This window comes from Sinorhizobium fredii NGR234 (assembly GCF_000018545.1).
Lineage (GTDB): Bacteria > Pseudomonadota > Alphaproteobacteria > Rhizobiales > Rhizobiaceae > Sinorhizobium > Sinorhizobium fredii_A.
On record NC_012587.1, the window covers coordinates 766,136 to 787,364 of the forward strand.

Consider the following 21,229-nt stretch of genomic DNA (forward strand, 5'->3'; position numbering starts at 1 on the left):
TTCCTTTGCGAGGATTACCGCCATGACCATTCCGACCGAAATGACCTATGTCGACCTGCCGAGCCCGGGTGGCGCGGAAAACATGGTTTTGGCGCGGGGGCCGCTGCCGGAACTCAAGGCTGGCGAGATCCTGATCCGCGTCGAGGCCTTCGGTGTCAACCGGCCGGACGTCCTGCAGCGCAAGGGAGACTATCCGCCGCCGCCCGGCGCGAGCCCCGTTCTCGGCCTGGAAGTCGCCGGCGAGGTGGCCGACCTCGGCGACGGGGCAGCGGGTTTCGCGGTGGGCGACAAGGTCTGCGCGCTTGCCAATGGCGGCGGCTATGCCGAATTTTGCGCGGTGCCGGCGACGCAGGCGCTTGCCTGGCCGAAGGGCTATGACGCGGTCAAGGCCGCGGCGCTGCCGGAGACCTTCTTCACGGTGTGGGCTAATGTCTTTGACATGGCCGGCCTGAAGGCCGGCGAGACCATCCTCGTTCATGGCGGTTCGAGCGGCATCGGCACGACGGCGATCCAGCTCGCCAGGGCCCTTGGCGCCGAGGTCTTCGCGACGGCCGGCAGTGCCGCGAAGTGTACCGCCTGCGAGACGCTCGGAGCGAAGCACGCGATCAATTACCGCGAGGAGGACTTCAAGGCCGCCGTCCTCGAAGCGACCGGAGGCCGCGGCGTCGATGTCATCCTCGACATGGTCGGTGGGCGGTATTTCGGCCGCAACCTCGCTTCGCTCGCCAAGGACGGGCGCCTGTCGATCATCGGTTTTCTCGGTGGCGCGCGCGTCGAGGACGCCAGTATCGTTGCGATCCTGACGAAGCGGCTGCATGTCATGGGATCCGCCTTAAGACCGCGGACGACGGGGGAAAAGCAGGCGATCCGCGACGGACTTGTTGCACGGGTCTGGCCGCTTCTGGAGGCGGGCGACGTGGCGCCGGTCATTCATGCCGTCTTGCCCCTTGAAGAGATTTCGGATGCCCACCGCCTGATGGAAGAGGGCGACCACATCGGCAAAATCGTGATCAGGATCGCCGGGGATTAGACGATGGTCGCCCTTGTATTGCCGCGGACATCGCCTACCTTGGGACTATCGGCAACAACAGAAAGGAAGGTGATCCAATGTCTAATGAGATTTCGGACCTCGTGACAGGCATCGGAGAGGTGAAGGAGTCGAGGCAGCCCTCGGCTTGATCCCCACCTTCCTAGGGCCCGCCCGGCCCAGCCAGTTCATAAGGCCAAAACTCATGGAAGGGTCGCTAACGCGGCCCTTTTCCTTTTCGGTCAGATTCCGAGCCGGCCGATCGCCGGTATCTTGATGCCCGGTCTGGCAATATCGATCCCGGCCACCAGCCCCATGAAATGCAGTTCCAGGCCGCTGCGCCAGCCGGCCGAAATGCCGGCCACGCCATAGAGCGTCGCATGCAGGTCGCGGCCGTCCGCATCGATCTGGAACAGTTTGCCTTCCGGCAGATAGTCGCGCCCGACCGCATCCGGCGGCAGCACGGCGTCGAGTTCGGGCACCGCGCGCAGCACATACGCGACGAAGGTGTTGGAGTTCGGTCCGGGCCAGAGCCGGTAGGCGCCGGGCGACGAATAGGGATAGGCAGCGATCGCCTGCTCGACTTTCGGGATCAGCCGCTTCGCTTCTTCGCCTGTGGCGGCGGTGACGATGCGAGGCGCGTTCGAATACCAACGGCCATCTGCCTGATAGGCGTTCTTGCGGATCGGCCGGCCCCATCCGACCTTTTCGTATCGGTTGTAGCCGGATGCGCCTTCGTCCTTCGTGACGATCCATGCGTGGCTCGCCACGGCGCCCTTCATGCCGCCGGTCGTTGCCGACAAGACGTAAATGGCCGCCTCGGGACTGGCGGAGGGCTCGGGAAGCATGCCGGCCGATGACCAGTCCGCGTCACGCCAGCTCTGCGGCCGCTCCTTCAAGTACCAGAGCCCTGCCGAGGCAAGCGCCGGAAGCAGGTAGATGACGGCGAAGACGAGGAGCAGCCTGCGGAGGATTTTCATCGACAATGTCTTTTCTGCCGGTGGATTCCTGCTAGATGCATAGCCCAACCTACAGCGCCGTGCGTCTTGTCAGACGCACAAAGGTCGCTGTAGCACTTTGAGTTGCTGCATGTCTTTATCCTTAAATCGGATACGATTTAAGGATACATGCAAGAGAAAATTGAGGGCAAGACATGTCGAATCCCGTTCTGGTCGAGGTGACGCGCGGAAATCTGGTCGAAAGCCGCCACCGAGGCACTGTCATCGCGGTCGACGGCGATGGCAAGACGTTGTTCGCGCTCGGCGACACGGACGGTGCCGTATTCCCTCGTTCGGCCTGCAAAGCCATGCAGGCGCTGCCGCTGGTGGAAAGCGGCGCTGCGGATGCCTACGGCTTCGGGGACAAGGCGTTGGCGCTTGCCTGTTCTTCGCATTCCGGGGAATCGGAACATGTGGAACTCGCCACCGAAATGCTTTCCGCCGCCGGTCGCGACGTCAGCGCGCTCGAATGCGGCGCCCATTGGTCCTTCTACCAGAAGAACCTCATCGCCCAGGCGCGCACCTTGGAAAAGCCGAGCGCCCTGCACAACAATTGTTCCGGCAAACATGCCGGCTTTATCTGCGCCTGCTGCCATTCCGGCACCGCGGTCGAAGGCTATGCCGGCTACGATCACCCGATCCAGCAGGAGATCCGCGGCATCATGGAGAGCCTGACGGGGGGGCTTCTCACCCGTGACAACTGCGGTGTCGATGGCTGCTCGATCCCGACCTATGCCGTCCCGATGAAGGGCCTTGCCCATGGTTTCGCCCGCATGGCGACCGGCGTGGGTCTGGCGGCGGAGCGGGCGCGCGCCTCGAAGCGGCTGATCGAAGCCTGCATGGCCGAGCCCTTCTACGTTGCCGGCACCGATCGCACCTGCACGCGGCTGATGAAGGCGGCGCCGGGGCGCGTCTTCGCCAAGACCGGTGCCGAGGGCGTGTTCTGCGCGGTGATTCCGGAAAAGGGTATCGGCATCGCCGTCAAATGCGAGGACGGCACGACCCGCGCCGCCGAATCGATGGTCGCGGCGACGCTGGCGCGTTTCTTCGCGGAAGACCCGGAGGTCAAGGCGGCGCTGATGGCGCAGGCCAACCATTCGATGAGCAACTGGAACGGCATCCATGTCGGCGACGTCCGCGTCACGGAAGCCTTTGCCTCGTAGTTCCGAAACTGTCCAAGGCGTTCCCGGCTGCGCCGGCCTTGCGGCGTGAGGGGGATGCCGGCGGATATCCCGCCGGCACTACAGCGCCGTGCGTCTTTTCAGACGCACTAAGGACGCTGTAGCACTTTGAATCGCTGCATGTTTTTCTCCTTAAATCGGCTACGATTTAAGGATACATGCAGGAGGCGATCATTCATCCACGTGCGGTTCGGCGACGAAGGTCAGCGTCGCCGTGTAACCGGTCTCGTCGGCGGCGCTGCTGCCGTCGAGCGGCACGTCGTGGCTGACCGCCAAGACGTTCAGCCCGGCATTGCGCAGCGTCACCTCCGCTTCGCCCTTTGCGTCGGTCTTCGCCGAGACGAGTTCCGGCAGGCCGACATAGTCGAGCACGACTTGCTTGCCTTCGAGCGGCTTGCCTTCGAAGAGCACCCGAATGCGGTACGTCTCGCCCGGCTTCAGGCCGATCGGATTGTCGAGCGGAACGATCTGCAGCGGCTGCGGCGGCAAGGCAGGCAGCGTGTCGTGGGCATGGATGAGAGCGATGCTGTTCTTGATCGTACGGGTCGCACGGCGGGCGCCGGGCACCTCGTTCTTCGGCTTGTTCAGCCATTTCCCGTCGGCGCCTTCGCTCCAATAGCCGTTGTCGAATTCCAGCGCGATCAATGCCGGTTCGCCATTGGGCTCCAGTCGCATATAGTTTGCCGCCGGTTGCATTTTCAGCGGCAACTCGCTGCCGTCTGCAGCGATTGCCGTGGCTTTGACGACCTTCGCAGGGTCGTATCCGTCGTCTCCGGCGCCGTGGCCATAAATGACCGCGAGTTCGCCCCAACGTTCGTCTACCCAGGCGCCGTGCGAAAGGGCCGGCGCCGCCGTCGCCAGCACCAAGCCGGCGGCCGCCAGGAGGGAGGCAAGAGTCTTCATAAGCAGATCCTCATAATGTTATAACGTAACACGCTTTGTTAATGGGAAATTCCGGGCCTTGTCAATTCTTTCGATTTCATCTCTTCTGCGGCACGACTTGCAGCCGCAACTGTGTGCCGTCGGAGCAGGTGACGAAACCTGTGGTCGATTCACCCGCGTCCGCTCGAGAACCACGATCTAGGACCATGATGATGCTGAAACTGTTTTATACGCCGGGGTCCTGCTCGCTCGCCTCGCATATCGCGCTGGAAGAGGCGGGGGCCGCCTATGAGGCGCATCGCGTCGACTTTTCAAAGGCCGAACAGACGAAGCCCGAATACCTCGCCATCAATCCGAAGGGCCGCGTGCCGGCTCTGGCGACGGACCGCGGCACGCTCACCGAAACGCCGGCCATTCTCGTCTATATCGCCCAGACATTTCCGGGTGCCCGACTCGCGCCGATTGACGATCCGTTCGAGTTCGCCCGGCTGCAGTCGTTCCTGAGCTATCTCTGCTCGACGGTACACGTCGCCCATGCGCATGGCCGGCGCGGTGCGCGCTGGGCGGACGATCCGGCCGCCCATGAGGCGATGAAGGCGAAGGTGTCGAAGAACATGGCCGATTGTTTCGCCATGATCGAGGGAACCATGTTTGCCGGTCCCTTCGTGATGGGCGAGAATTACTCGATTGCTGATCCCTATCTCTTCACGATCGCAAGCTGGCTCGAAGGCGACGGCGTCGATCCCGCACAGTTCCCGAAGATCCTCGGCCATCGCAACCGGATGACCGAGCGTCCGGCGGTCGCCAAGGTCTTGCAAGTCGTGCGGTCATAAGGCTGTATCAGGGTAAGCTCGCGGCGTCGAAGCTGGCGGCGAGCCGCTTCGGCGCCTTTTGCCGCCAGGCGGCGATCAGCCGCTGCGTCAGCGCCTGATCGTCGATGGCGGCGAGCCGGACAAGCATTGCCGGCCAGCCCTTGTAGTGATCGGTCTCGAAAAAGAGCGACGGATCGAGTTCCATCAGCATTTCCTTCTCTTCGAGCGCGCACATGACGACGAGCGTTTCGGCGTCCTTCATGCGCACGAAGCTCTTGCCTTTGACGAGCAGCGCCGGCGTGCCGTAAGACGTGCCGACGGTCGTTTCCGGCAGTCCTGCCGCTTCGGCAAGACACCGGACGCGTTCAAAGCCTGTTTCGATCTCCTGCACCATCGGGTGAGCCGTCATTCGCCAAAGCCGGATTTGCACCGGAACTGTGACGTCGATCAGGCGCAGTCGCAAGCTTTGCTTGACGTCGCGCGAGGCCATGGCCAGCCCGGGAAGGGCAGATCCGCAAGCTCGCGCTCAGCCATGCGGGCAAGATCGGGATGCTGAAGCGGATCACGCGACCAAGCGGCAGACGCTTCGCCACGGTCGTCTCGACGGATTGCGGTCAGCCTGAGAATAGAGAAAAGCTTAGTCATTGCGGGCTCTCCATTCGGTATGCACGGCACCTGCGAATGTCTTCACATGGATACGCGGCCGGGGTTATTGCATTGGATTTCCATAGAATTTTGTCAGTCGAGCTGGAGAAGTCATAAGGAGCATCTGCCTGACCGGGCAATTTTGCAATTGAGATTGCCGCTTGCTTCATTTAGAAAATCTATATGAGAGAGATCAACACGGTCCATCTGAACGGGTTGCGCGCCGTCGAGACGGCCGGGCGGCTGGGTTCGCTTGCGGCCGCGGCGGAAGAACTCGGCGTGACGCCCGGTGCCGTTAGCCAGCAGATTGCCAAGACCGAGGCGCAGCTGGGTCGGACACTCTTCGAGCGCTCGCCACGGGGGCTGGTGCCGACGGATGCGGGCCGCTTGCTTTTGGTGCGGCTCTCAAGCGCCTTTGCGGAGCTTGCCGAAGCGGTCGCCGAGGCCCGACGTCGCGACGAATCGGTGCTGACGGTTTCGGTGGCGCCGGTATTTGCGGCGCGCTGGCTGGTCTATCGGCTCAATCGTTTTGCCGACCGCCATCCGGAAGTCCGGCTGAGAATCGATGCGACCACGAAGCTCGTCAATCTCGATACGTCCGATGTCGATCTCGCCATTCGCGTCGGCGCGGGGCATTGGCCGGGCGTGCTGGCCGAACTGCTGTTGGAGCAGGAGGTCTTTCCCGTCTGCTCGCCGGCCCTGGCCGCAGGGCTGCGCGATCCGGCGGACATCCTGAAGCTGCCGGCCGTCATCGACGAGCACGCCATGTTCTCCTGGGAAGTGTGGCTGAAGACGGCCGGCCTTTCCGGCGCCGAGATGACCGTGCGCCACACTTTCAACGATGCGTCGCTGGCGCTCGATGCGGCCATTGCCGGCCAAGGAGTCATGCTCGCCTGGCAGACGCTTGCCGGTTATGCCGTGACGAAGGGCAGCCTCCTGGCGCCTTTCGGCATCCGCGCCAAGACCGGCTTCGGCCACTATTTCGTAACCTCCGCCTCGAGGCGCGAAGGCAAGGCGGCGCTCGCCTTCAAGCGATGGGTGCGCGAGGAGGTGGAGGAGGGGATGCGGCAGCTCTTTGCTATTCCGGCTCCTTCAGCCGTTCTTCCATCATCGCCTTGAAGGCCGGCCTCGCTTGGCAGAGCGCCAGCCATGCCTTGACGCGCGGGTGCCGTTCGAAGAGCGCGGCCTGGCTCATCGTATAGCGGAATACCTCTGCGAGGTTCAGATCGGCAACCGTGAAGCGGCTGCCGACGAGATAGTCGCGGCCGTCGAGATGCGTCTCGAGCCGGCCGAAGGCTTTTTCGAGCGACCGCACACAGGTGGCGATCAAATCCCGGCCGCCAGGCGTGTTCTCGATACCGTCGTCATGGGCGAGGATGATCTTCACCGCATGCGGCTCGACTTCGGTCGCCGCCCACATCGTCCAGTTGCCGATCTGCCCTTCCTCGGCAATGTCGGCCGGGGCCAGCGGCCCGCCGTGCTTGCGGGCGAGATAGAGATTGTTGGCGAGCGACTCGGTCAACACCAGTCCGTCGTCTTCGATCGCCGGAATGAGGCCCATCGGATTGACGGCGAGGAAGCTCGGTGTGCGTGTGTTGATTGGCGCATCTGCGGCCAGAGGCTCGGCGAGGCGCCGCGCCTGGATGACCGGGACCGATCTGAAGGGAATGCCGAGTTCGCGGGCCAGCCAGTAGTTGCGCGATGCGCGCGAGCGATACACCCCATAAATAGTCAGCATCTCGGTCTCCTCAGTTGGCAATGCCACGATTGCATACGCAATTGTGGATGCCTGCTGAAGCCGCCCGCCCTGATGTGTCGCATGAATTCTTTTGATAGGCTTGGTTTGAAAGGCAGGCTCGGTTGTAAAACACGGTACCACAATCGTGATTGCGTATTTACTGGCGCAAGTCTGGATCCAGCCGTAAATGCAAACGTGGAGTGAGATCGCAAGAGCGGTTTTAGCTTGCGTCCTGCTCCGACTTGTCGATATCGATCACGGAGATGGCTCTTGCTTCGGTGCAAGATCATCGTGATCCGCTCTCCTTCCGTGCCGCACTCAAACCGATCAGAGTTCGATGTCATCGCTGCCTGTCTTTTCCCGCCGCCAGTTTCTCCGCGCATCCGGACTCGCAATCGCTTCCGCCGGGCTTGCGGGCTGCACGTCGTCGATGAACACCGACCGGTTTCGCCAGGAAACGATGCCGGTATACCGCAATCCGGAGTTCGAAAACCGTTGGGCCGACCCGGGGATGCTCGAAGAGCCGCTGACCGGGCTGCCGCCGCAGGACGCCTATTTCGCCGATGTCTATGCGGAAAGGGAGGATGGCGGCTTTCTGATACCGGCGGTGCCCTATCGCCAGATCGATCCGCGCTTCTATCGTCAGGAGGTCAGTGATCCTTTCGGCGAGGCGCCCGGCACGATCGTCGTCGATACGGCCGATCGCTACCTCTATCTGATCGGATCCGGCGGCAGCGCCACGCGCTATGGCGTGGGCCTTGGCCGCGAAGGTTTCGCCTGGTCTGGGCGCGGCGTCATCCAGTGGAAGCAGAAGTGGCCGAAGTGGACGCCGCCGGATTCGATGATCGCCCGCCAGCCGGTGCTGGCCAAATATTCGGCCGACAACGGCGGCATGCCGCCGGGCCTCGACAATCCGCTCGGCTCGCGGGCGCTCTATATCTTCCAGAACGGCCAGGACACGCTCTATCGCGTCCACGGAACGCCGGAATGGCAGTCGATCGGCAAGGCCGTCTCGTCCGGTTGCGTCCGGATGATCAACCAGGACGTCATCGATCTCTATGCCCGCGTGCGCGGCAAGGCGCCGATACTCGTCATCTGAAGGCCGCGCGCCTTCGAAGGATCAATCGGCTCCCGAGCCCTCGGCCTGACTGTCGGCGAGGCGCTCGGCCAGCCGATGCAGCGCCTCGCGCAGTTCTCCGACTTCCTCGAGGCTGCAGCCCGTCGCCTTGCCGATCTCCGCAAGAATCTTGAAAGCTTCGATCTTCAGGCGCCGGCCGTTCTCCGTGAGGCTGACGATGACCTGCCTTTCATCAGCCGGGTCGCGCATGCGCCCGACATAACCCGCCGCCTCCAGCCTCTTGAGCAGGGGAGAGAGTGTGCCGGAATCGAGACCCAGTTCCTCGCCGATCCGCTTCACCGTCATGCCATCCCGTTGCCAGAGCGAAAGCAGCACGAGGTATTGCGGATAGGTGAGCCCGAAGCGGTCGAGGAGCGGCTTGTAGGCCCGGTTGAAGGCATGCGTGGCGGAATAGACGGCAAAGCAAAGTTGCTGGCCGAGGGCCAGCGCCTCGTCGGGAAATACGTCTTCGGACTTCGCCACCTTGGTTGTCATTCCGATATTGTCGCAAATTCACGCCTTAAATGCAATTTGCAAAATTAATTTGCGCCCAATTTAATTTTGCGCTATGAAAGATGCATCGACAACGACGGACAAGCAAGGAGAAGTGCCATGCCCATTCTTTATCGTACCACCGCATCCGCCACCGGGGGCCGCGCCGGCCAAGCCAAGAGCGCCGACGGCGTTCTCGACGTGAACCTCACCCTGCCGAAGGAACTGGGCGGCGATGGGGCACGCGGCACCAATCCGGAACAGCTTTTTGCGGCCGGCTATTCCGCCTGCTTCCTCGGCGCCCTGAAGTTCGTCGCCGGCAAGGAGAAGGTAAAGCTTTCGGAAGAGACGAAGGTGACAGGCACGGTCGGCATCGGCCCGCGTGACGACGGCACGGGTTTCTACATCGATGCGGCGCTTGAGATCTCTTCGCCCGGCGTCGACAAGGCCGTGCTCGAGGATCTGGTGCAGAAGGCGCATATCGTTTGCCCCTACAGCCATGCGACCCGGGGCAATGTCGACGTGAAACTGTCGGTGGCCTGATAGAAAATCGCCGCTACCATGAAGCCCGCAATTGCGGGCTTCAGCCGGCCTTCTCACCTACTGCTGGATCCACTGCATGTTTTCTTCAATCGTAGCCGATTTAAGGAATAAACATGCAGCGATTCGAAGTGCAACAGTGACCCTTGCGCGTCTGACAAGACGCGCGGCGCTGTAGGGCGCATCAGGCCTTCTTGAGAAATTCGGTGCGCAGCACCAGCCCCTTGACCTTCTCGACGCGGCACTCGACCTCGTCCGGATTGTCCGTCAGGCGGATGCCTTTCACCATCGTGCCGCGCTTCAGCGTGGTCGAGGTTCCCTTCACCTTCAGGTCCTTGATCAGCGTGACATTGTCGCCATCCTTCAGGATGGCGCCGTTCGAATCCTTGACGTCCATTGTCGGTCCTTATCGAGGCGGCAGCTTTGCCGATGACGAGTCGCTGCGCCTCCGTAAGCAGATGAGAGGCGCGAGCGCAAGCCCATCCGCCGCTTTGTCCAGCCTATCGCTTCAGGCTGCCGAGAATGCCCCGAACCAGCGCCCGTCCCACCTGGGTCGCGACCGTGCGGGCGACCGACTTCATGGCGGCCTCCAAGACCGTTTCCCGCTGGTAGCCGGATGAGCGCGGCCGGGCCTGCCGGCCTTGCGTTGCCTCTTCCGCGTCGTCGCCAAAGCCCGGCAGGGTCCAGCGGCCGCGGCCGGTCTGTTCTTCGGCCGCCTGCGCTTCGGCCTGCTCGGCGGCTTCCGCCGCCTTCTCAGCTCGCTTTGCCAGGAGTTCGTAGGCCGATTCCCGGTCGAAGTCCTCGTCATAGAGGCCGCGCACCGGGCTGACATTTATTACGTTCTGCCGCTCGGCCTCCGTCAGCGGACCGAGCCGCGAGGCCGGCGGACGGATCAAGGTCCGCTCGACCATAGACGGCGACCCCTTGGCCTCGAGAGTCGAGACCAGCGCCTCGCCGGTGCCGAGCGTGGTGATCACCGCTGCGCAGTCGAAATCCGGATTGGGGCGGAACGTGTCGGCGGCCGTCTTCACGGCCTTCTGCTCGCGCGGCGAATAGGCACGCAATGCATGTTGGACGCGATTGCCGAGCTGGGCGAGCACGGTTTCCGGCACGTCGAGCGGGTTCTGGGTGACGAAATAGACGCCGACGCCCTTCGAGCGGATCAGCCGGACGACCTGTTCGACGCGTTCGACAAGCACCTTCGGCGCGTCGTTGAAGAGCAGATGCGCCTCGTCGAAGAAGAACACCAGTTTCGGCTTGTCCGGATCGCCGACCTCCGGCAGTTCCTCGAAAAGCTCCGACAGGAGCCACAGCAGGAAGGTCGCATAGAGCCGCGGATTCATCATCAGCTTGTCGGCCGAGAGCACCGAGATGGCGCCGCGCCCGTCATTCGTGGTGCGCATGATGTCGGTGATCTTCAGCGCCGGCTCGCCGAAGAAGTGTTCGGCACCCTGCTGTTCGAGGATCAGCAGCTCGCGCTGGATCGAGCCGACGGACGACTTGGAGATGAAGCCGAACTGGTTGGAGAGTTCGCTCGCATTCTCGCCCATGTAGTTCAGCAGCGCCTGCAGGTCCTTGAGGTCGAGGAGCGGCAGGCCGCCTTCGTCGGCGATCTTGAAGGCGATGTTCAGGACGCCCTCCTGGGCGTCGCTGGCGTTCATCAGCCGCGACAGGAGCAGCGGCCCCATCTCCGAGAGCGTCGTGCGGACCCGGTGGCCCTTTTCGCCGTAGAGATCCCAGAAAATCACCGGGAATTCCTGGAAATCATAGGGCGAAAGGCCGATCTGCTCGGCGCGCTTGACGAGGAAGTCCTTGGCCTCGCCGATCGCCCCGATGCCGGAAAGGTCGCCCTTCACGTCGGCGCAGAAGACCGGAACGCCGGCATTCGAGAAGCCTTCGGCGAGGATCTGCAGCGTCACTGTCTTGCCGGTGCCGGTGGCGCCGGTGACGAGCCCATGGCGGTTGGCGAACTTCAGTTCCAGATATTCCGGCTTGTTGATCGAATCGTCCGGCTTGCGGCTGGTCCCGATATAGAGCTTGCCTTCCTGCAGCATGGCATTCCTCTCCGTCGAATCGATTTTGTCAATGGAACCGGGCATTTGCCGGATATCGTCCAAAGTCCGTCATCGAAATATTGCTCGGTTCTGTTATAGGCCGTGCGCCGTGACCCGGCAACACGGGTTGTAGGGGAGGCAAGCGCTCGCCAGCCTTCGACGTAAGCTATGTTGACGTAGGACGGATGGGTGTTCCGGTGCTATTGTCATTTTGAAAACGATAATTTACTTTGACGTCAACGTCAAAAACTACACGAGGAGATTCCCATGAGTGAACTGGTCACGCGGGTGGCGGAAAATGTCGGGCTGGAGCCAGCGACGGCGGAGAAGGCGGTGGGCATGATCCTCGGCTTCCTGCAGCGCGAAGCGGCCGAAGGCCCGGTCGCCCGGATGATCGAGGCGATTCCCGGCGCGCCGGAACTCGTCGCTCAATATAACGGCGCGGGCGGCAACGGCGGCGGGTTGCTGGGCGGTCTGCTGTCGGCGATCGGCGGCGGCGGCGTCATGGCGCTCGGCCAGCAGCTGATGAGCCAGGGACTCGGCATGGGCGAAATCACCGGGCTCGCCCGGGAAACCATTGCCTATGCCAAGGAAAAGGCGGGCGAGGAGGTCGTCGACGAGGTGGTCGCCTCGGTTCCGGGTCTCAGCCAGTTCGTCTGATCGGCTGGCGGCGAAGACCCCTCTGGCCGGCAGGCCAGAGGGGGTAGCCATCCCTCACTGGTCTCAGTCGTCCCACACCGGCGCCAGGCCTGCCGGGTTGACGATCCGGCCGTCCGGGCGGGCAAGGCCGCGGATCGCCGCCATTTCCTCCCGGGTCAGCGCAAAATCGAAAATCGCGAAATTTTCTTTGAGCCGCGCCTCGGTGGCGGTTTTCGACAGCGTGATCACATCCTGCTGCTGCACGAGCCATCTCAGCGCCACTTGCGCTGCGGTCTTGCCGTGGCGGGCGCCGATGTCGTTCAGCAGTTGCTCGGAAGGCACCTTGCCGTTGGCCATGGCGTAATAGGCGGTCAGCGACATGCCGTGACGCCGGGCCGCCTGCAGCAGCTTCGCCTGGTCGAGATAGGGGTGGTATTCGACCTGGTTGGTCGCAATTGGAGCCTCGCTCAGGCCGACCGCCTCGTCCATTTGCGCCGTATTGAAATTGCTGACGCCGATATGGCGCGCCTTGCCCGCTTCCCGAACCTCGTTCAGCGTTCCGATGCGCTCGGCCATCGGCACGTCGCTGCCGCCCGGCCAGTGGAGGAGCAGCAGGTCGACGTGGTCCGTCTTCAATTTCTTGAGGCTCTCGTCGACCGAGGCGACGAAATGGTCATGGCGATATTTGTCGACCCAGACCTTCGTCGTCAGGAAGATGTCGGCACGCGGAATGCCTGACGTGTGAATGACCTCTCCGACCTCGGCCTCATTGCCATAGGCCTGCGCCGTGTCGACATGGCGGAAGCCGACCTTCAGGGCTTCCGGCAAGACCCGAAGCACCTCGGCTCCCGACATGCGGAAAGTGCCGAAGCCGAGCGCCGGGATATTGGCGCCGTTGGAATTGACTACATGCATGGCTGGCTCCTTGGTCGCGGCTAGAGCGGGATGAGGAAAAGTGTGCGTTTTCCGCCCGCATCCAATAGGCGTCTTCCTATACTTGTCGCGCTCGGTCGAAGCTTCAAGGCGGACGGCCGGACCCTTCGCCGGCCGTTCAGGCTGCTTTGACGGCGACGATGAACAGGCGCGGAAAGCGCAGCAGCACCCGCCCGTCGCCCATGGCCGGATAGGCTCTGCGGATCTTCTCGGCATAGGCAGCGAGATAGTCCTTGCGCCGGTTGGCGGGCAGCGCGTCGAGATAGGGGCGCAAGCCGGTGCCTTTCACCCATTCGACGATCGCATTCGCACTGGCAAGCGGGTGGTAGTAGGTGGTGTGCCAGACATCGACGCGCGCCACCTTGGGAGCGAGCCGTTCGACATAGGTTCTCGGGGAGGGCAGAGGCACGCGCCGGATCGTTCGGCCGCTAAAGGCGGCGGCAAAAGCCCGTTCCTCGGCCGTTTCCTGCATCAGGAGATGCGACGGCTCGTCGAGATTGTCGGGCATCTGCACGGCAAGCGTGCCGCCGGGCACCAGCGCGTCGACGAGCCGCTCGAGGAGGTCGATGTGCTTCGGCAACCATTGAAAGACGGCGTTGGCAAAGAAGAGTGCGGCCCCTTGTGGCGGCGTCCAGCCTATAAGATCGGCCCTTTCGAAGCGCAGGCCGAGCAGGCGTTTGCGCGCAGCCTCCAGCATGTTCTCGTCGCTGTCGATGCCCACGAGCGGGTTGTTGGGAAAGCGTTCGAGGATGAGTTGCGTCGAATTGCCCGGTCCGCAGCCGAGGTCGAAGGCGGGACCGGCGGGGAGATCGGGGACTTGCGCAAGAAGATCGCGCGCCGGCCGAGTCCGCTCATCCTCGAACTTCACATATTGCGCTGCCGACCAGGACATCTGGGCCGCTCCTTCATATGCCGAACTGCAGGCTTTCAAGCGAAGGCAGGATCAGTGAGGGGCCATAGTCCCGGTATTCGTCCGGCATGTCGGCGCGGTTGATCCACACCGTGCGGAAGCCGAATTTGGTTGCGCCGGCAATGTCGAAACGGTTCGACGACTGGAACGAAACCGCATGCGGATAGAGCCGGTATTGCGTCGTCACCAGGTCGTAGACGGCCGGTGCCGTCTTGAAGGTCCTGACCGTATCGACCGAGAAGACGTCGTCGATGATGATGTCGAGGGCGGCATTCTTGACGGCCGATGCAAGCATGGCCGGCGAACCGTTCGACAGGATGGCGATCCGGGCGCCGCGCTCCTTCAGCCCCTTGAGCACGGCCGGAACCTCCGGATAGCAATCAAGCGCCCAGTAGGCGTCGAGCAGCTGCTTCCTGAGCTTCGGGTCGGCGGACGGGAAGCGGGCAAAGGCGTAGTCCAGCGACTGCTCGGTCAATTGCCAGAAATCCGCATAGGCCCCCATCAGCGAGCGCACCCAGGAGTATTCGAGCTGCTTGGCGCGCCAGAGTTCGGAAAAAGCCTGGCCGTCCGGGCCGATCGCCTCGGCGTGGCGGCGCACGGCCGCATGGACATCGAAAAGCGTGCCATAGGCATCGAAGACATAGGCCGCGTGGGACATCGAACTCTCCCGTCTTTATCATCGTCCTGGGCGCTTTCGATCGGCAGCCTCAAGCGATGTTCTCCTGCATGTTTCCTTAAATCGGCGCCGGTTTACGGATAAAAACATGCAGCAATTCAAAGTGCCACAGCGACCTTTGGTGCGTCTTGCTAAGCCGGACGGCGCTGTAGCGACGAAACGCGCCGCTTCGCCATTTGTTTTAGGGGATCATGTCAGATTTTTGTGCGCCGCACAATGAAACGGTTGCCGCCGTCATCCCTCAGCCTTTCCAGACCTTCGTCGGAAACCGCAGCGCTTGTTTGGCGAGCCTGCCCTTGAGCCCGAGCGTTGCGTCGCAGAGGCCGACCACATGCCGGTTCGGCTTGGCCTCGGGGCGGAGTGCGTGCAAGGCTGCCGCCGCTTTTTCCGGTTCCATGTAGCGCGCCAGAATGCCGAGCGTCAGCGCCGTCGAGCGGCCGATGCCCCTCAGACAGTGGATCAGAAGCTGGGCGTCCTTCGGCAGCCCGTCGATGAAGGCGAAGGTCGACTCGACCGCCTCGGCGCGCGCCGCATCCGGCGCATCCGGGTCGGTCGTGTCGCCGAAATAAAGTTCCAGATGCCGCTCGGGCGGCAGGTCGATCATCGAAAGCAGGCGGGTTGCAGGCGCGCGGATCGAGACGAGATGCGTCGGCGCCCAATCGGCCCTGTTGTGCCGGGCCTCCGTCTGCGAGCTCACGATCACCCGCACCGGCCAGCCGCTCGGATGCGCCGGATTGGCGCCGAGAACGGGCCGGTAGAGTTCGCTTTCCGTGACCTCGGCCGCAAGCGCCATGACGGAACCTCCCTGATTCGTCTTGCTCACGATGAGGATAACAGTGCGTCGGCAGGATCGAAATCCCGGATCGGAAATCGGATGCCAGGACGTGAAGGGGTTTGCCCCTCACCCTAGCCCTCTCCCCGTAAAAACGGGGAGAGGGGAGCAGCGTGTCCGAACCGGATAGATTGGTAACAGAACGGACCGTTTACATAGGTGACAGTTCTCTAGATGCCGGGAGGACCGGCGATGGTTTGGAGAGAGACTGGCATCATGGAGGAGCGGCTGAAGTTTGTTGCGGCATGTTTGTCCGGCGAGGAGACGATGGCTGGGCTTTGCGCGCTCTACGGGATATCGCGCAAGACGGGCTATAAATGGCTGAGACGCTTTCAGCTGCGCGGTCCTGCGGGGCTGGAGGATCTGCCGCGAGCACCACTTAACCACGGGCGGGCGACGGCGGCAGAGCTGGTGGAGCGGATCGTGGCGGAGAAGGAAGCGCATCCGCTATGGGGTCCGAAGAAGATCGTTGCGCGGCTGGCGCGACAGGACCCGGCGACGGCTTGGCCGTCGGCTTCAACGGCGGGAGCGATCCTTAATCGGCACGGGCTGGTCGGGCGGCGGCGCGCCCGGTGGAAGGGGGCCGGCAACGGCCCTTGGCCGGAGCCGGCGATGCCAAATGCGGTATGGACGGGCGACCACAAAGGCTGGTTCACGACCCGCGACGGCTGGCGCTGCGAACCGCTGACGGTGATGGATGTCAAAAGCCGTTATCTGCTGGCGCTGGAGGCGACCGGCTCGACCGGTGACGAAGAGGCCTGGCCGGTGTTCGAGCGGCTGTTTGACGAGCATGGCCTGCCCGACCGCATCAGGACCGACAACGGTCCGCCCTTCGCGGCGGCCGGTGTCACCGGACTGACGCCGCTATCCCTACGCTTCGTGCGGCTGGGGATTACGCTGGAGCGCATTGCGCCAGGTAAGCCGCAGCAAAACGGAAAGCACGAGCGCTTCCATCTGACCATGCTGCCGCTGGCAAAAGCGCCGGCAGCCGACCGGGCCGCGCAGGCCGAAGCCTTCGAAGCGTTTCGGCGTGAGTACAATGAGGAGCGACCGCACGAGACGCTCGGCATGGACACGCCGGCCGAGCACTACCGGGTCTCGACGCGCAAAATGCCGGTCAGCCCTCCCGAACCCGATTATCCGGCCGAGGCCGCGGTGCGCAAGGTGCGCCACAACGGCGCCGTCAAATGGCAGGGCGCGGAGATTTACGTCTCGGCCACGCTGGTCGGAGAGGTGGTCGCCATTGAGGAGACGGAGAGCGGCGAATGGGCGATGCGCTTCTACGCCCATCGCCTCGGCTTTATCGACGAGAAACGCGGCAGGCTCGTCCGCAAAACCGTCTTGCAACCCCGACCAGCCGTCGGTCTTGCGGACGAGCTACGGGAAGAACTGTAACCCATGTATCCGGTTCAATGTGTTACCCACCTATCGGCTGGACAAAACGGCGCGGCAAGTCCCTTCGCCCCGCTCGCGGGGAGAAGGTGCCGGCAGGCGGATGAGGGGCATTTTCCGCCGTCTCGCCGCGTCAAAACCGCGTAATCACGCTGATGCCGAGGTCGGTCGCGCGGTCCATCGTCACCAGCGCCGGTACGGCCTCTTCGAGCGAAATTTCCCGGCCGATCAGCCGCTTCGGGTCGAGTTTGCCGGTGCTGATCATCGCCAGCATCGCGTCGTAGCGCCAGGCCTGCATGCCGTGGCTGCCGTAGATTTCGAGTTCGTGGCCGATCACCTGGGCCATCGGGATCTGAGGCGTCGCGTGTTCCGCCAGCATCAGGCCGACCTGGACGTGGCGGCCGCGGCGACGCAGGTTCTTGATCGAGTTAAAGCAGGTGACGGGCGAGCCGAGCGCATCGATCGAGACATGCGCGCCGCCTCGGGTGATCTCCCGGACAGCGCCGGCGACGTCATCCGTCTCGCGTGCGTTGATTGCGGCGACCGCGCCGAGCGTCCGCGCATAGGCGAGCTTGTCCTCGGCAATGTCGATGGCGATCGGATTGGCGCCGAGCGCCGCGGCGATCATGATCGCCGACAACCCCACGCCGCCGCAGCCGTGCACCGCCACCCATTCGCCACCCTGGACGCGGGCCTGGTCGGCGATCGCCCGGAAGGAGGTGGCGAAGCGGCAGCCGAGACTGGCGGCCGTGGCGAAGTCGATGCTTTCCGGCAGGTGCACGAGGTTCTGGTCGGCGAAGTCGAGTGCGACATATTCGGCAAAGGAGCCCCAATGGGTGAAGCCAGGCTGGAACTGCGCCTCGCAGACTTGGCTGTTGCCGGAGCGGCATTCGCCGCAGCGGCCGCAGCCGGAAACGAAGGGAACCGTCACCCGGTCGCCGACCTGGTAGCGCACGACGCCGCGCCCGGCGGCGGCGATCGTTCCCGCCAGTTCGTGGCCCGGCACATGCGGCAGGCGGATGTCCGGGTCGTGCCCCATCCAGCCGTGCCAGTCGCTGCGGCAGAGCCCGGTCGCCTCGACCTTGATGACGACGCCGCTTTCGCTTGGACTCGGATCGGGCAGCACCCGGATTTCCGGCGTTTTCTCGAAGGCATCGTAATACATCGCTTTCATCGGCGCTTTTCTCCATTGTGTGAGCCGGACTGTGCCGCATGACCGTGTTTGGCGGCCGCCGCGCTTTCCTCTGACCCTGCGGCAATTCGGCTTGATCACCCAGACTATGCAAAATGTGTGGGATTATCGAATCGCCTCGATTGGTAACATATCGCTTCGGGTCGCCACTTCCGCCAGAACGAGCGCGCTGACGCCGGCGGCAAAGATACCCACGGACAGGTTCACGGCCGTGCCGTCATAGAAGCTGCCCATGCCGATCGCGAACAGGGTTGCGACGAGGCTCGATCCCGATGCGATCAAGGATGCGCCCAGGCCCGCCACCTGTCCGAGTGAGCGCATTGCCATGGCATTCAGATTGCCGAAGAGCACGCCGATGGCGAAGAATGCCACGAACACGAACATCATCAGAGCTGCAAGCGGCAGGCGACCGCCCCACAGCATGGATGTCACCGTCATCAGAAAACCTGTCGATGCCATTCCCATGAAGGCGGCACGTGCCATTGCGTCCATGCCGAACCGCTGGACGAGCCGGGCATTGACGAATGACGCGAGCCCTATCCCTGTGGCCAGCACTGCAAAGTAGAAGGGAAAGGTTTCCTTGATTCCATAGGCGTCCAAGAACAGATCGGCAGCGGTGCTGAGATAGAGTAGCTGCGCCCCGAACACGATCCCTGTCGCAACGATCAGCGAAGCCACCCGGCGGTCTGACAGGATGCGCCGGCCGTTCAGGATCAGCAGGCCTGGCCGAAACGGGATGCGCCTCGTTGCGGGTAAGGTTTCCGGCTGCCGAACCACCAGCCACAGGCTGAGCAAGCCCGCAATTGCCAGATAGGCCCCAAAAACGCTGCGCCAGCCGCCGATGCCGATCAGGCCCTGTGCCAGGGCCGGTGCCAGCATCGGCACGAGAATGAAGAGGGTGAACATCAACGACATGACGCGGGCCATCGCATCGCCCTCGAACTGGTCGCGGATCATGGCGCGCGTTGCGATTTTCGGGCCGGACACGCCGACGCCCTGAAGGAACCGACCGAGGATCACCATTTCCAGCGACCCCGCCAGCATGGCGACGAGGGTCCCGGCCACATAGACACAGAGGCCCAGGAGAAGCGCCGTCTTCCGTCCGATCGCGTCGGACAGTGGGCCCAGCAGCAACTCACCGAATGCCATGCCGAAGATGAAGAGGGATATGACGTGCTGCGTGGAAAGCGGCGGCGCAACCCCGACCTCCGCACCGATCTCCCGCAACCCCGGCAACAGCGCATCGATGCTGAGCGAGGTCAGCGAGGTGAGAAGAGCGTAGAGGGCAATGCGTTCGCGAAAACTGATCAAGGATGGGTGGGCCGGGTGAGAAACGAAAAGGGTGGCTCAACCTATATCGTGTGCCGCAAGAATCGATTGCAACTCCAGAATGGACGGCATGACATTTTTTGATGTACCCATTCACCCCAGTGCTGCTTTTTCCGGCTAGATCGGAAGGGAAACGCAGCGAGACGAGAGGAGGCGCCAATGGCTGTCGATACATCCCCGCGATCCCCGACCTGGACCTATGTCGACGGTGAATGGCTTTCCGGCAATCCGCCGCTGATCGGGCCGACCTCCCATGCGATGTGGCTCGGCTCGACGGTGTTCGACGGCGCCCGCTGGTTCGACGGCATCGCCCCGGACCTCGACCTCCATTGCCAGCGCGTCAATCGCTCGGCGCAAGCGCTCGGCCTGAAGCCGACCATGGCGGCCGAGGAAATCGAGGCGCTGACCTTCGAGGGCGTCAAGAAATTCGACGGCAAGACGGCGCTCTATGTGAAGCCGATGTATTGGGGCGAACATGGCTCCTGGAGCGTCGTGGCCGTCGACCCGGAATCGACCCGCTTTGCCCTCTGCCTGTTCGAGGCACCGATGGGCAACGCCCATGCCGGTTCGGCGCTGACGCTGTCGCCCTTCCGCCGCCCGACGCTCGAATGCATGCCGACGGACGCCAAGGCCGGCTGCCTCTATCCCAACAATGCCCGCATCCTCCAGGAAGCGCGCTCGCGCGGCTTCGACAACGCGCTGGTGCGCGACATGCTCGGCAACATCGCCGAGACCGGCTCCTCCAACATCTTCATGGTCAGGGACGGCGTGGTCTTTACCCCGGCCGCCAACCGCACCTTCCTCGCCGGCATCACCCGCTCGCGTGTCATCGGCCTGTTGCGCGAGGCCGGATTCGAGGTGATCGAAGCGACCCTGACGATGACCGACTTCGAGGCGGCCGACGAGATGTTCACCACCGGCAACTATTCGAAGGTCGTGCCGGTCACCCGCCTCGACGACCGCGACCTGCAGCCCGGCCCGATTTCGGCCAAGACACGCGATCTCTACATGGACTGGGCGCATTCGAGCGGCGACGTGTAGGAGCAACCAAGCTGCACTATTCCGGCTGACAAGGGCGGTTCGTTTGGCTAGGTTGCATTCGCGGCCTGAGGCGGCCGGCAGCTCGCGCCGATAAGGCATGGCGAACGCCTCCATTGATCCTTGCTCACCGTTTCAACAGTCGGGCGAAGGCGTTGGTAATGCGGGCGCTGACGAAGACTTCGCCGTGACGAGGAACGGACATGCGCGATTATCGCGATGCGAAGGCCATGGCGAAGGCCCTGCGGGAGGCTCTCGCCGACAATCAAGTGACAATCACCCACAGCGAGGCGCTCGAGATCGTCGCCCGGCAGTTCGGGCTCAGCACCTGGAACATCCTGTCGGCAAAAATCGAAGCGGCGGGAGCCGATCAAGACAATGCGGGGATCGCGTTCGAGCAGGCCGTACCGATCGTTCGCATCTTCGACGTGGCTAAGGCACACGAATTCTATCTCGGTTTCCTCGGGTTTACCGTCGACTGGGAACACCGCTACGGCAACGATTTTCCGCTTTTTACGCAGGTCTCGCGAAGCGGACTGAAGCTGCATCTTTCCGAGCATGCTGGAGATGCGACGCCCGGCGGCAACATGTGCGTCTACATGCGGGGCATCCGTGCGCTTCACAAGGAGCTCCTCGCGAAGAACTATCGCTACATGAAGCCCGGCCTCGAGGACGAAGGAACGCGGCTCGAACTGACGGTGATCGACCCCTTCAACAACCGCATCCGCTTCATGGAACTCAAGGAACGATAGGTCTGCCTCTTCGTGGCGCGCGCCGCTCGGGCTGGCGCACGCCTACCACC

Annotated in this window: 23 protein-coding genes; 10 read left to right on the forward strand and 13 right to left on the reverse strand. The window is 63.2% G+C overall.

Translation table 11 applies throughout. The features are described 5' to 3' along the window. The first annotated feature begins 22 nt into the window (after positions 1 to 22). On the forward strand, positions 23 to 1,030 hold the full coding sequence (locus NGR_RS14855) for an NAD(P)H-quinone oxidoreductase (RefSeq protein ID WP_012707283.1): 1,008 nt from the start codon (positions 23 to 25) through the stop codon (positions 1,028 to 1,030). 239 nt (positions 1,031 to 1,269) lie between these two features. Here NGR_RS14855 and NGR_RS14860 read toward each other — a convergent pair whose 3' ends face one another. After that, complete coding sequence (locus tag NGR_RS14860; RefSeq protein ID WP_012707284.1) at positions 1,270 to 2,007, reverse strand: DUF3750 domain-containing protein; 738 nt, start codon at positions 2,005 to 2,007, stop codon at positions 1,270 to 1,272. 173 nt (positions 2,008 to 2,180) lie between these two features. On the opposite strand from NGR_RS14860, the gene NGR_RS14865 reads away from it, so the two are divergent. Continuing rightward, positions 2,181 to 3,188: an asparaginase gene (locus NGR_RS14865; protein ID WP_012707285.1), complete on the forward strand. Its 1,008-nt coding sequence runs from the start codon at positions 2,181 to 2,183 to the stop codon at positions 3,186 to 3,188. Between the two features lie 189 nt (positions 3,189 to 3,377). On the opposite strand, the gene NGR_RS14870 is transcribed toward NGR_RS14865, so the two are convergent. Continuing rightward, a complete protein-coding gene (locus tag NGR_RS14870) occupies positions 3,378 to 4,109 on the reverse strand; it encodes a DUF4198 domain-containing protein (protein WP_012707286.1) in 732 nt (243 codons plus the stop codon). A gap of 191 nt (positions 4,110 to 4,300) precedes the next feature. Here NGR_RS14870 and NGR_RS14875 point away from each other — a divergent pair, with 191 nt between their 5' ends. Then, the gene (locus NGR_RS14875; protein WP_164924221.1) at positions 4,301 to 4,921 is read left to right on the forward strand and encodes a glutathione S-transferase family protein; all 621 of its coding nucleotides are present in this window, start codon (positions 4,301 to 4,303) and stop codon (positions 4,919 to 4,921) included. A gap of 7 nt (positions 4,922 to 4,928) precedes the next feature. On the opposite strand, the gene NGR_RS14880 is transcribed toward NGR_RS14875, so the two are convergent. Next, positions 4,929 to 5,390, reverse strand: coding sequence for an MmcQ/YjbR family DNA-binding protein (locus NGR_RS14880; protein ID WP_012707288.1), 462 nt, complete (start codon positions 5,388 to 5,390; stop codon positions 4,929 to 4,931). A 338-nt stretch (positions 5,391 to 5,728) separates the two neighbouring features. Between NGR_RS14880 and NGR_RS14885 the strand changes: the two genes are divergently transcribed. Beyond that, entirely contained in the window at positions 5,729 to 6,664 is a 936-nt protein-coding gene (locus tag NGR_RS14885) for a LysR substrate-binding domain-containing protein (protein ID WP_012707290.1), read from the forward strand. Here the strand turns inward: NGR_RS14885 and NGR_RS14890 are convergent. Further along, a complete protein-coding gene (locus tag NGR_RS14890) occupies positions 6,624 to 7,283 on the reverse strand; it encodes a glutathione S-transferase family protein (RefSeq protein WP_012707291.1) in 660 nt (219 codons plus the stop codon). The genes NGR_RS14885 and NGR_RS14890 overlap by 41 nt on opposite strands. Positions 7,284 to 7,620: 337 nt before the next feature. Between NGR_RS14890 and NGR_RS14895 the strand changes: the two genes are divergently transcribed. Continuing rightward, positions 7,621 to 8,382 (forward strand): L,D-transpeptidase family protein, encoded by a 762-nt coding sequence (locus tag NGR_RS14895; protein ID WP_012707292.1) that lies wholly within the window; start codon positions 7,621 to 7,623, stop codon positions 8,380 to 8,382. A 21-nt stretch (positions 8,383 to 8,403) separates the two neighbouring features. Here NGR_RS14895 and NGR_RS14900 read toward each other — a convergent pair whose 3' ends face one another. Continuing rightward, a complete protein-coding gene (locus NGR_RS14900; protein WP_012707293.1) occupies positions 8,404 to 8,895 on the reverse strand; it encodes a MarR family winged helix-turn-helix transcriptional regulator in 492 nt (163 codons plus the stop codon). 117 nt (positions 8,896 to 9,012) lie between these two features. Between NGR_RS14900 and NGR_RS14905 the strand changes: the two genes are divergently transcribed. Continuing rightward, positions 9,013 to 9,435 carry an organic hydroperoxide resistance protein gene (locus NGR_RS14905; RefSeq protein WP_012707294.1) on the forward strand — a complete coding sequence of 141 codons (423 nt, stop codon included), beginning with the start codon at positions 9,013 to 9,015 and terminating at the stop codon, positions 9,433 to 9,435. Between the two features lie 181 nt (positions 9,436 to 9,616). Here the strand turns inward: NGR_RS14905 and NGR_RS14910 are convergent, their stop codons facing one another. Both NGR_RS14910 and NGR_RS14915 read right to left on the reverse strand, forming a co-directional pair. Then, positions 9,617 to 9,829, reverse strand: a complete 213-nt coding sequence (locus NGR_RS14910) for an alkylphosphonate utilization protein (RefSeq protein ID WP_012707295.1) — start codon at positions 9,827 to 9,829, stop codon at positions 9,617 to 9,619. Positions 9,830 to 9,932: 103 nt separating this feature from the next. Further along, entirely contained in the window at positions 9,933 to 11,486 is a 1,554-nt protein-coding gene (locus NGR_RS14915; RefSeq protein WP_012707296.1) for a helicase HerA-like C-terminal domain-containing protein, read from the reverse strand. Positions 11,487 to 11,753: 267 nt separating this feature from the next. On the opposite strand from NGR_RS14915, the gene NGR_RS14920 reads away from it, so the two are divergent. Continuing rightward, positions 11,754 to 12,146, forward strand: a complete 393-nt coding sequence (locus tag NGR_RS14920) for a DUF2780 domain-containing protein (RefSeq protein ID WP_012707297.1) — start codon at positions 11,754 to 11,756, stop codon at positions 12,144 to 12,146. Positions 12,147 to 12,209: 63 nt separating this feature from the next. On the opposite strand, the gene NGR_RS14925 is transcribed toward NGR_RS14920, so the two are convergent. The 4 genes from NGR_RS14925 to NGR_RS14940 form a co-directional block, all read right to left on the reverse strand. Continuing rightward, a complete protein-coding gene (locus NGR_RS14925) occupies positions 12,210 to 13,040 on the reverse strand; it encodes an aldo/keto reductase (protein WP_012707298.1) in 831 nt (276 codons plus the stop codon). 136 nt (positions 13,041 to 13,176) lie between these two features. After that, positions 13,177 to 13,950 (reverse strand): trans-aconitate 2-methyltransferase, encoded by a 774-nt coding sequence (gene tam, locus NGR_RS14930; RefSeq protein WP_012707299.1) that lies wholly within the window; start codon positions 13,948 to 13,950, stop codon positions 13,177 to 13,179. Positions 13,951 to 13,963: 13 nt separating this feature from the next. Next, on the reverse strand, positions 13,964 to 14,626 hold the full coding sequence (locus tag NGR_RS14935) for a haloacid dehalogenase type II (RefSeq protein ID WP_012707300.1): 663 nt from the start codon (positions 14,624 to 14,626) through the stop codon (positions 13,964 to 13,966). Between the two features lie 259 nt (positions 14,627 to 14,885). Further along, a complete protein-coding gene (locus tag NGR_RS14940; protein WP_012707301.1) occupies positions 14,886 to 15,437 on the reverse strand; it encodes a phosphatase in 552 nt (183 codons plus the stop codon). Positions 15,438 to 15,668: 231 nt separating this feature from the next. On the opposite strand from NGR_RS14940, the gene NGR_RS14945 reads away from it, so the two are divergent. Then, positions 15,669 to 16,871 (forward strand): integrase core domain-containing protein, encoded by a 1,203-nt coding sequence (locus NGR_RS14945; protein WP_012707302.1) that lies wholly within the window; start codon positions 15,669 to 15,671, stop codon positions 16,869 to 16,871. Positions 16,872 to 17,001: 130 nt separating this feature from the next. On the opposite strand, the gene NGR_RS14950 is transcribed toward NGR_RS14945, so the two are convergent. Further along, a complete protein-coding gene (locus NGR_RS14950) occupies positions 17,002 to 18,042 on the reverse strand; it encodes a zinc-dependent alcohol dehydrogenase family protein (RefSeq protein ID WP_012707303.1) in 1,041 nt (346 codons plus the stop codon). 123 nt (positions 18,043 to 18,165) lie between these two features. Continuing rightward, a complete protein-coding gene (locus NGR_RS14955; RefSeq protein WP_012707304.1) occupies positions 18,166 to 19,371 on the reverse strand; it encodes a multidrug effflux MFS transporter in 1,206 nt (401 codons plus the stop codon). Positions 19,372 to 19,548: 177 nt separating this feature from the next. Here NGR_RS14955 and NGR_RS14960 point away from each other — a divergent pair, with 177 nt between their 5' ends. Continuing rightward, positions 19,549 to 20,430: a branched-chain amino acid aminotransferase gene (locus tag NGR_RS14960; RefSeq protein ID WP_012707305.1), complete on the forward strand. Its 882-nt coding sequence runs from the start codon at positions 19,549 to 19,551 to the stop codon at positions 20,428 to 20,430. 200 nt (positions 20,431 to 20,630) lie between these two features. Next, on the forward strand, positions 20,631 to 21,179 hold the full coding sequence (locus NGR_RS14965) for a glyoxalase superfamily protein (RefSeq protein WP_012707306.1): 549 nt from the start codon (positions 20,631 to 20,633) through the stop codon (positions 21,177 to 21,179). The last annotated feature ends 50 nt before the right edge of the window (positions 21,180 to 21,229 follow it).